At 65.8% G+C, this 9,877-nt stretch carries 10 protein-coding genes; 1 reads left to right on the top strand and 9 read right to left on the bottom strand.

Features of this window, described 5'->3' with window-relative positions:
• The coding region (locus NFX52_RS18530) for an ATP-binding cassette domain-containing protein (protein WP_252635772.1) at positions 1 to 1,630 on the bottom strand (1,630 nt) is incomplete at its 3' end.
• A complete protein-coding gene (locus NFX52_RS18525) occupies positions 1,594 to 2,661 on the bottom strand; it encodes an HlyD family secretion protein (protein ID WP_082437368.1) in 1,068 nt (355 codons plus the stop codon). The genes NFX52_RS18525 and NFX52_RS18530, both read right to left, overlap by 37 nt.
• Positions 2,662 to 2,815: 154 nt before the next feature.
• On the opposite strand from NFX52_RS18525, the gene NFX52_RS18520 reads away from it, so the two are divergent.
• Positions 2,816 to 3,472 carry a hypothetical protein gene (locus tag NFX52_RS18520; RefSeq protein WP_055396718.1) on the top strand — a complete coding sequence of 219 codons (657 nt, stop codon included), beginning with the start codon at positions 2,816 to 2,818 and terminating at the stop codon, positions 3,470 to 3,472.
• A 139-nt stretch (positions 3,473 to 3,611) separates the two neighbouring features.
• Here NFX52_RS18520 and NFX52_RS18515 read toward each other — a convergent pair whose 3' ends face one another.
• The 7 genes from NFX52_RS18515 to NFX52_RS18485 form a co-directional block, all read right to left on the bottom strand.
• Positions 3,612 to 4,241 (bottom strand): DUF1569 domain-containing protein, encoded by a 630-nt coding sequence (locus NFX52_RS18515; protein ID WP_055396716.1) that lies wholly within the window; start codon positions 4,239 to 4,241, stop codon positions 3,612 to 3,614.
• A gap of 115 nt (positions 4,242 to 4,356) precedes the next feature.
• Entirely contained in the window at positions 4,357 to 5,625 is a 1,269-nt protein-coding gene (locus tag NFX52_RS18510; protein WP_238385540.1) for a GGDEF domain-containing protein, read from the bottom strand.
• Positions 5,626 to 5,880: 255 nt separating this feature from the next.
• Positions 5,881 to 7,164, bottom strand: coding sequence for a hypothetical protein (locus tag NFX52_RS18505; protein WP_055396714.1), 1,284 nt, complete (start codon positions 7,162 to 7,164; stop codon positions 5,881 to 5,883).
• A 157-nt stretch (positions 7,165 to 7,321) separates the two neighbouring features.
• Positions 7,322 to 8,086, bottom strand: a complete 765-nt coding sequence (locus NFX52_RS18500) for a hypothetical protein (protein WP_055396712.1) — start codon at positions 8,084 to 8,086, stop codon at positions 7,322 to 7,324.
• A gap of 5 nt (positions 8,087 to 8,091) precedes the next feature.
• The gene (locus NFX52_RS18495) at positions 8,092 to 8,670 is read right to left on the bottom strand and encodes a hypothetical protein (RefSeq protein ID WP_055396710.1); all 579 of its coding nucleotides are present in this window, start codon (positions 8,668 to 8,670) and stop codon (positions 8,092 to 8,094) included.
• On the bottom strand, positions 8,667 to 8,960 hold the full coding sequence (locus tag NFX52_RS18490; RefSeq protein WP_055396708.1) for a J domain-containing protein: 294 nt from the start codon (positions 8,958 to 8,960) through the stop codon (positions 8,667 to 8,669). Before NFX52_RS18490 ends, NFX52_RS18495 begins: the two co-directional genes overlap by 4 nt.
• Before the next feature lie 67 nt (positions 8,961 to 9,027).
• The gene (locus NFX52_RS18485; protein ID WP_055396756.1) at positions 9,028 to 9,741 is read right to left on the bottom strand and encodes a YebC/PmpR family DNA-binding transcriptional regulator; all 714 of its coding nucleotides are present in this window, start codon (positions 9,739 to 9,741) and stop codon (positions 9,028 to 9,030) included.
• Positions 9,742 to 9,877: the final 136 nt, after the last annotated feature.

Below are 9,877 nucleotides of genomic sequence, written 5' to 3'. Positions count from 1 at the left end.
TGGGCGGCGCCGAAGCCGCAGCAGGTTCCTGGGCCGGTGCGGTGCCTGCGGCGTCTTCCAGGTAGCCAATGAAGGCCTCTTCCAAGGTGGCCGCACCCCGCTTGGCCACGATCTCCTGCGGCGCAGCGCTCTCCAGCACGCGCCCTGCGTGCATCAGCGAGATGCGGTCGCAGCGCTCGGCCTCGTTCATGAAGTGGGTGGAGATGAAGATGGTGACCTTGTCGCGCCGCGCCAGCTCCACCATCAGGCGCCAGAAGTTGTCGCGCGCCATCGGGTCCACGCCCGAGGTGGGCTCGTCCAGGATCAGCAGCTCGGGCTGGTGCACCATGGCCACGGCCAGCGACAGGCGCTGGCGCATGCCCAGCGGCAGCTTCATGGGCAGTGCGCTGCGGGCGGCCTGTAGGTCAAAGCGCTCCAGCATGGCCGCCACGCGCCCTGGCACCTCGGCCTCGGGCACGTGGAACAGCCGGGCATGCAGCACCAGGTTCTGCTCCACCGACAGCTCGCTGTACAGCGAAAACGCCTGCGACATGTAGCCCACCCGCCGCCGCGTGGCCATGTCCTTGGGGTCCACCGGCTGGCCGAACAGCCAGGCCTGCCCGTCGCTGGCGGGCAGCAGGCCGGTGAGCATCTTCATGGTGGTGGACTTGCCGCAGCCATTGCTGCCCAGAAAGCCAAAGATCTCGCCGCGCTGGATGCGAAAGCTCACATGGTCCACCGCCACAAAGTCGCCAAACCGCATGGTCAGGTCGCGCGCCTCGATGGCCACATTGGCGGCGTCATCCGCCTGCGACCGGTCCAGCGGCGGAATCTGCACCGCCTGGTGGCCCCGGCGCTTGGCCTCGGGCAGCAGTGCCACAAAGGCCTGCTCCAGCGCATCATGCCCGGTGCGGGCCATCAGCTCGGCAGGCGTACCCGTGGCCAGAATGCGCCCTTCGTCCATGGCCACCAGCCATTCAAAGCGCTGCGCCTCTTCCATGTAGGCGGTGGCCACGATCACGCTCATGCCGGGTCGCGCGGTGCGGATGCGGCCGATTAAATCCCAGAACTGCGCGCGCGCCAGCGGGTCCACGCCGGTGGTGGGCTCGTCCAGGATGAGCAGGTCGGGGTCGTGGATGAGTGCGCAGCACAGGGCCAGCTTTTGTTTCATGCCGCCCGAGAGCTTGCCCGCTGGCCGCGCCAGAAACGGATACAGCCCCGTGCTGCGCGTGAGTTCGTCAATGCGGCGACGCCGCTCGGCCGCGTCGTGCCCGAACAGGCGGCCAAAAAACTGCAGGTTCTCTTCCACCGACAGCGTGGGGTACAGGTTCTTGCCCAGGCCCTGGGGCATGTAGGCGATGCGGGGGCACACCCGGCTGCGGTGGCGGCCTTTGGCAATGTCGCCGCCCAGCACCTCCACCGTGCCCTGCTGCACCGCGCGTGCGCCCGCCACCAGCGCCAGCAGGCTGGACTTGCCCACGCCATCCGGCCCGATCAGGCCCACCATGCGGCCCGCGGCCACTTCCAAATCGATGTCTGCGAGCGCCACCGTGCGCCCGTAGCGCTGGCCCACGCCACGCAGGCGGACCACGGGTGCCGCGCTGGCCGCTGGGGTCACTGGCCAGCCTTGACGGCGAGGTTGGCGGGCCATTCCACGGCGGGGTCCACCCGCAGCCAGGCCACTCCGGGCAGGCCGGTCTTGACCTGCTCCTGGTGGCGCAGCAGCAGCGCCTTGTCGATCTGCGCGCGCACGCGGAACATGAGCTTCTGGCGCTCGCTGGCGGTCTCCACCGTCTTGGGGGTGAACTGCGCGGTGCTGGCGACAAACGAGACTTCTGCAGGAATCACAAAGCCCGGCGCAGCATCGAGCACGATGCGCACCTCGCTGCCCAGCGCCACGCGACCCGCCACGGTCTCTGGCAAGAAGAAGGTCATGTACACGTCGCTCAGGTCCACCAGCTGCAGCACCCGTGCGCCCGCGCCCACCACCTCGCCGGGCTGCACCACGCGGAACTGCACACGGCCATCGCGCGGGGCCTTGAGTTCACTGTCGGCCAGCTCGACATCGATCCGCGCGAGCGTGGCCTGAAGCGCGCGCACGTTGGCCTCGGCACTGGTCACCTGCGTGCGGGACGCGCTAATACCCGCCTGTGCGGCCTTGGCCTGTGCTTTGGCAGCGGTCACAGCGGCCTGCTGGCTGCGCACCTTGGCGCGGTCATCGTCGAGCAACTGGCTGGAGAAAAAGCCTTCGCGCGCCAGCTGCTCAGAGCGCGGCAGGCGGCGGCGGGCAGTGTCAAGGTCGCTCTCGCGCTGGGCCACCACGGCCAGCGCGGCCTGGTAGTCGCTTTCGCGCTGGGCCACCTGCACCTGGGCGCTGCTGATGGCCAGCTGTGCCTGCTGCAGCCGGGCCAGGGCCTCTTCGCGCTGGGCCTGCAGGCCGTCGATCTGCATCCGGGCCAGGGGTTGACCGGCTTTTACAAAGTCGCCCTCGGCCACCAGCACCTCCAGCACCCGGCCCGCCAGCTTGGTGGCCACGGCGATCTCGGTGGCCTCAATGCGGCCGTTGCCGCTCACAAAACCGGGGCCTGGCCCCTGGGCCTGCCAGGGCGCCCAGCGCAGCAGCAGCCATCCCCCCAGCAGCACCACGGCCAGGGCCGCGGCGATCTTCCATTGCTTGCTCATGGTCCATCCTTGTGGGCACATGGGCCCATCGGGGGATGGTAGCTTTGCACTCCACGTTGCCCCAAGCTGCAGCACGCCCTCTCTTGACCTGCATCAATCGTCCCTCCAACATCCGGCCTGCACCGGCCGCGCGTGGCTCTCGCAACCGAAACCCATGACCGCCTTCACCCCCCCGTCCCTTTCCGACACCCTGGCCTGGCTGCTGGGCCGTCCTGTCAGCGCCGAAGACGGGCTGACGGAAGATGAACTGGCTGCCGCAAGCCATCGCCTGGGGTGCCAGGTGCCCCCTGCCCTGCACGCTTACTACGCCGCCGTGGGCAGGCGTGCCGATTTGATGGCCGGTTTTCAGCGGTTTGCGCCGCTGCAGGATTTGGAGTGCCTGGGCAACAAGCTGCTGTTTCTGGAAGAAAACCAGGCCGTGTGCTGGTGGGCCACCGATGCGCAGCGGCGGGTATGGCAAACCACCGACCTGGACGCCCCCGACTGGCACGAGGAAGACCTGGGCCTGGATGCGTTTTTGCACACCATCGCCTACTACCAGATGGCCCAGGGTGGCTACCCCTTCTGCGGCATGCGCGCGTGCCATGGGTTCTCAACGCATGGGGACCTGGCAGCGCTGCTCCACGCCATGCAGGCGCAGGCCGTGGTGGATGTAGCGGGGCTGCGCATTTTCACCGTGGGGCCGCAGGCGCTGGTGTGGTACCTGCATGCCGAGGGGGCTCTTGCAGAGCCGGGACTTTTCCTGTGCGCTCTGGACGCCGATCGCTTTGAGGCGCTGTGCGCCCAGTGGGACTTTGACGATCTGGGCTGATCTGACAATCAGAAAATGTTAAGAAAAATGGCTCCAGCGCTTATTGAACAAGCGCTAACAGCTATATTATTTATAGCAAACAATCTCAGTCAGGGTTGAATTCCGCGGCCCACGCCGCACGGTTGCACCAGCCCTCCGCTCAGCCCCGCACATCAAACGCCGACAGGTGATTGGCCAGGTGCATGGCGTGCGCCTGCTCGTACTGCACGCGGCTCAACGCCCCGTAGGCAAAGTGCGGCTGCAGCGGCCCGGCATGGGCGGCAAAGTCCTGCACGGCCTTGCGCAGCCGGGCCAGGGACGCTGACGCGTCGGGCGTGGACGCATCCAGCACGGGCGCGCCGGGAATGGGTTCTGCCAGGTTGTGGCTCATGCGGCCGCGCAGGGCAAACACGTTGAAAGCTGCTGCACCCAGCGTGTTCTGGAACAGCGCCGACTTGGGGGCCGGAAAACCCTGCAGCGAGAACTCGATGCTCTGCGCGCAGTGCTCCAGCGTCTGCGACCAGCTCCAGGCCGTGGCGGGGGCCAGCGGCTGGACCGCCGCACCTGCAAGGCGTTCTACCTCTTGCATGGCGCCCGCCAGGGTGCCAAAGACGAGTTGCCGATCGTTTCCGGGCCGGTAAAGCAGATAACCAGCACCAGAGACCGCCACCACACCCAGGGTGGCCAACCCCGTACCCGATCGGAGGAACGCCCTGCGCGGTGCAGCGGGTGGTGTGGGCGACACATCGAACGGGGCGCTCGGATTGCTGCCGTGGGGATTGCTTGCCATGGGATGGTGGTCAGGTTGTTGTGGGCCGAAGGGGTGCCCACCATTTTGCCGCCAGCAAATGCTGCAGCAGCGCAGCGAAGGTCGTGCAGCCGACACAGGCGGTGCGTACGGCGGCTCAAGCAGCAGTCGCTGCTGGCGCCACCGGGGTGCCCAAGATTTTTTCAGACACTTCCACGCGGTTGCGGCCGCGCTCCTTGGCCAGGTACATGGCCTCGTCGGCGCGCTGCAGCGCAGCGCCCGCCGCGTCGCCGTGGGCACACAGGGTGACGCCCACACTCACGGTCAGCGGAATGGACTGCGGGCCCGTGGCCACTGGCTGGGCTTCGACCAGCGCGCGCAGGCGTTCAGCCACGGCCAGGGCACCAGCGGCGCTCGCGTTGGGCAGGAAGATGGCGAACTCTTCGCCCCCCAGGCGCCCCATCACGTCTTCCTTGCGCAGGCAACGGTGGGCCAGCATCACAAAATGGCGCAGCACATCGTCGCCCGCCCGGTGACCCCAGGTGTCGTTGATGTTCTTGAAGTGGTCCAGGTCCATCACCAGCACGGGCACAGCCGTCCCGGTGCGCTGGGCGGCACTGATGGCCTTGTCCAGCAGCGTGAGAAACGCGCGACGGTTGAACACGTTGGTCAGCGGGTCCATCTCGGCCAGGTGCCGCAGCTCGCTGGTGATGAACTCGTTGGCCAGCATCAGCGCACCAAACCCCAGCAACACCACGGCCACAATGGCCTCCAGCAGAACAAACTGCGATACCAGAGCCACCAGTCCGGCGTCTGGCAAGCCGCCGGGCGCAACGGGAGCAAGCTTGAACAGTGCCGGACGCAGCAACAAAAACAGGCCATGCAGACCCGCCACCAACGCAAACAGGTAGCGCGCGGGCACGCGGCGCACACCACCATCGGCCATCGTGCGCGCCGTGAGCAAAAAGCAGATGCCCGCACCCAGCCCCACAAAAACAAACCGCATGCCCAGATGGGGCTGCACCACGGTGAAATACACCGACGCGACCATCAGGGCCCCGATACCCACAACCGCATACCAATGAGAAAACGGGCGTCGCCCCATGTACATGCGGCTGGCCATCAGGCACAGGTAGGCTGCCAGCGACACCGAACCTTGCGAGATCACCACCGCAACCACCTCGGGAAACCAGTCCCGCACCAGCAGACTCACGCTGAACACCGACCCCAGCAGGAACGACACCATCCACAGGCGCAGGCCGGGGATGTTCCGGTTGAACGACCACACGGCATACAACACCGTGGTGACGAGCGCAGTCAGAAGCGCTGCAATGATGAGGAGTGTGGGGCTGTGCACTTTAAGGGCGGGCTGGCGGGCGGCTGGAATGTTAACCGGACCGCCGCCGGGCACCGTGTCGCGCGGCACCTTTCCTTGACCTGTGTAAAGGTGCCGCCTGGTGCAAATGGGATAAATTGAGCGGATGACGGCGCCAAGTCGGCAGCGTGCCGTTCGCGGCTAGGAGGCTGCGCGGAAGAAGGCATCGAAGCGAAACGTGCGAAAACCGAGGATCGCGTGGTGCTACCGACAAGCCCAGAGTGGGCCCCTGGGCGCAGGAGGTGGTACCGCGCGAGACCGGTTTATCGCGCGTTGCAGCCGATGTTTCTTCTGCCGCGCAACCTCCTAGCCCACCACATTGCATTCCCGGCGCAGCAGGGCCAGGGCATCGTGCATCTGGTAGTCCATGTCGCTGAGCAAGGTTTTTTCTGCGTCCTGCACAAAGCTGGTCCACAGCGCGATGTAGTCCTGCTGGTGCACACCGGGCGCGTGGGTGCGGATGAACTCGGTAGCCAATGCGGGCTGCAGGCCGGATTTGCGCAGTTTGCGCACCAGGCTGGCGGCGGTCTTTTCGGTCAGCAGGGTTTTCTTGGGCACACCCGCAGCCAGGCACAGGAACAGCGTGAGCAGCGAATGCTCGTCATCGTTGCCCTGGGTGATTTTTGTCCAGGTGTTGCTGGCGGGCAGCGGGGGTTCCTCGCCCTCCTCCAGCGCATCCAGGCTGCGGTGGAAGTTGTCCACCTCGGCCAGCGGGTCGTCCAGCAGAAAGTAGCGCGCGCGGAAAGCGCCGGTGGGGCGCAGCAGCGTACGCACCAGTGTGGCGGAATCCAGCAGCCTCGGCAGGTCGGCCAGCACACTGGCGCAGTGCGCCAACACCACCTCGCGCAGTTCAGCAGGCAAACCGGGGGGCAGGCGCAGCTGTGAAGGCGGCGCCAGCTTCTTCTTGCGCTGTGCCATCAGCATTTTTTCGAACGCGACGGTGTTCGGCCATTCGCCCAGATCCATGGACCTGGGCGCCAGGGCCAGCATGAGCAGGCCGGTGCGGATGACGGCTTCAGCATCGGCACCCGCAGCTTCGAGCTCGTCCGGGTCCAGGTCGAACTGCTCGGCCAGCCACTGGGCGGCATGGATGGCCTGCGCAATCTGCGTACGGCGCGCCAGCTCAGCCCGGTAGTCAGCATGGCTGCGCAGTGACCACACGGCCAGCAGCGGGGTCTCGGCATCGGCATAGCCCGCCATGCCAAAGTTGCTGCTCTCGGGCATGCCAATCAGGCGCTTGAGCATGTCTGAGCCGCCCTTGGAGCGCGACAGCAACGAATGGTCGCGCAGCGAGATGGCGGCCTGGTGCAGGTCGCCCCCGGTGGTATCGAGCAGGTACAGGCTGATGAGGTTGACCATGCGGTCACGCGCCTTCTCCAGCTCGGGCCGCAAAAACTCGCTGCCAAAGTAGCGGGCAATCTGCACCATGCCCTTGGGCGCATCGGCATTGATGGCGGCCAGCTTGTCGGCACCAATCACGCCATGCTGGACGCCATAGGCCAGCGCTTTTTCAAAGAAAGGACGGGCGTCGTGGAGCTGCAACGTGTTGGCCCCCGCAGCCTGGGTAGAGGACTGTTCGTCGATGGTCATTTAGTGGGCCATTCCCGCAGCCGTTGAAACTGGCGCTGCGAAGGCCAGCGCCCCCGCGCAAGGGCCGCCCCGCCGCGCTGGGGGCGTCCCCCTCCCGCGTTGCGCAGCAATGCGAGAGAGGGGTGAAGGCGCGAAGCGACTCAGGGGGTGCTTCATCTCAAATCGCCGATTCCTCATCCGACGTACGTGCGGCGGGCGTGGCCTTGCCGCGATCCGTCTCGCTGGTCTCGAATTTGCCGTCGTCTTCCTCGGCGGGTGATTCGTCGCCCTCTTCCAGGCCCAAGTCAAAGGCACGTGCCTTGGCGCGCAGCACCAGCAAGGTTTCGATGAACAGGTCGCGGCACTCGTAGCGCAGCAGCCAGGCCATCTGCATCCAGTCGCGGTCGGCCACCTCGTCCAGATCGATGCGCGGCTGCACGTAGCCCGAGGCGAGCAGCTCGTCGTCGGTCAGCGTGGGGCCATAGTCTTCCACCGCGTCAAACGTGCCGGTGCAGGCAAAGGCTTCGATGCGGCTCCACTTTTCGGCAAAGTAGTTGGCCAAGGCCTCGGCGCCACCGTCCAGGTCGCCAATGGCAGTAAGAAACTCCACCGGGTCGGCATCGTCGCGGAAGATGACCGCGTTGACCATGCTGCGCAGGTGCGTGTGGGTGAGGTCCTTGTACTGCTTTTCAAGCACCATGGCGCGCGCGAACTGCTCAGGCGTCACCAGCATGTTGACCACAGAGGCCTTGGACTCGTCGTACTCGCGCATCACGGCCAGAATGTCCTTGGGGGCCAGCTGGTCCAGCACCACCATCAAGGCGTTGTCGCCCTCAGCATCCGCCAGCTCCGACAAGGCCGATTCGGCGCCCACGATGTCGCCAGCCGCGATCAGGCTAGTGGTCTTGGTGATAAGGGCGAGGTGTTGGTTGTTGCTGCTCATGGTCGTCACTCCTTGCGGTCAAAACCCGCGTCGGCCAGCCAGTTGGAGCTGGCCTCTTCGCGGCTGCGGCTGTTTTGTGGGTCCGCAGCGTCATCGGCGCTCAGTGCGTTGTAGTCGTCATCATGCTCTGCGGCGTCTTCACCGTCATCGGCGTCGCTGTCACCCTCGGCCGACGAGGCCGCATGGTGCGCCAGGCGGGCGTGCTGCTGCAGGTATTCCAGCCCTGCAGCCACAGCCATGAAGCGGGCGCCCTGCGGTTCGCGCAGCACGGTTTGCGCCAGGCTGCTGGCCCAGGGCTCCAGCGCGATGGCAGGCGAGAGGCTGTGCCAGCCGGGCAGTTCGTCCACCGGCAGGCTCAGCAGGTGTTCCACCACAGCCGGCTTGGTGAAGCGAAAACCCTGGTGGAACACCACGGCCACCATTTCGGGGGCCAACTCCATCATCTGGACCAGAAAGGCAATCTCGTTGCGCTTTTCGGCCAGCCGCTTGCGCAGCACATCCTTGCCTTCGGAGTCGGAAACCAGGTCGTCCAGCTCGGCCTGGTAGGCAGAGCGCAGGTCATAAAAATAAGGGGAAAGTTTCACGGAGTGGTCGTTGTCAAAATGCGCGTGGAATAGGCTTGCCAGATCTCTTGGGCGGTGTGCAGAGGGTCGTCCAGCAGGTTGCGGCGGCGGTTGTCGTCGTAGGCCTGGCGGGCGGTGTCGTCCGACAGCACTTCATAGGCTTTTTGCACAGCCTGAAAGCGCTGGGCAGCGTCGGGGGCGTCGTTGCGGTCCGGGTGGTAGAACGACGCCTTCTGGCGAAAGGCTTTCTTGATGTCGGCCAGCGATGCATTGGCCGCAAGCCCGAGGGCGGCGTAGTGGTCTGCGGTCATGGATGATTCAATGGAGCGGGGGCGGGATGAAACTGGCACCGGCGACCAGGCCAGCGGGCCACCACCATCAGCCGCCCAGGCTCACAAACACGTTCTGCACGTCGTCGTTGGAATCGATGGCGGCCAGGAAGTTCTCCACCTCTTCGAGCTGTTCGGCGGTCAGGTTGGCGGGGTTTACCGGGTTTTTGGGCTTGTAGCCCAGCTTGACCGACAGCACATTGAAGCCGTGGGCGGGCAGCGCACGGCTCACCAGATCGAGGTCGGTGGGGTCGGTCCAGAAGGTGGTGGTGCCTTCTTCGTCGCCTGCTTCAAAATCTTGTGCACCGGCTTCGATGGCGGCCAATTCGGGGTCGGCGTCGGGGTTGGCGGGCTCGGCCTCGATCATGCCGACATGGTTGAAGTCCCAGGCCACCGAGCCCGAGGTGCCCAGCTGGCCCTTGCGGAACAGCACGCGCATTTCGGGCGCGGTGCGGTTGACGTTGTCGGTCAGGCATTCGACCATCACGGCGACTTGGTGGGGCGCAAAGCCTTCGTAAATCACGCGCTCGTAGTTCACGGCATCAGCACCGGTGCCCGAGCCCTTTTTGATGGCACGCTCCAGCGTGTCCTTGGGCATCGAGGCCTTGCGGGCCTGCTCTACCACCAAGCGCAGGCGCGCATTGCTGGCCGGGTCGGCACCGCCGCGCGCGGCCACGGTGATTTCCTTGACCAGCTTGCCAAACAGCTTGCCCTTGGCGTCGGCCACCTGTGCCTTGCCTTTTGCTTTCCACTGCGCGCCCATGGTGATGTCTTTCTTGGAGTTGTGGCGCGCCAGGGCGCCTGTCGATGTGATGGAGGCCCATTCGAGCACCAAAAGCCCGAAATAAGCCCCTGTGCAGGTTGGAACCGAACCCTATAGGGTACCACCGAGCCACCCG

This window comes from Acidovorax facilis (genome assembly GCF_023913775.1).
In the GTDB taxonomy this organism is placed as follows: Bacteria; Pseudomonadota; Gammaproteobacteria; order Burkholderiales; family Burkholderiaceae_C; genus Acidovorax; species Acidovorax facilis.
This window is presented reverse-complemented; position numbering and strand designations above follow the sequence as displayed.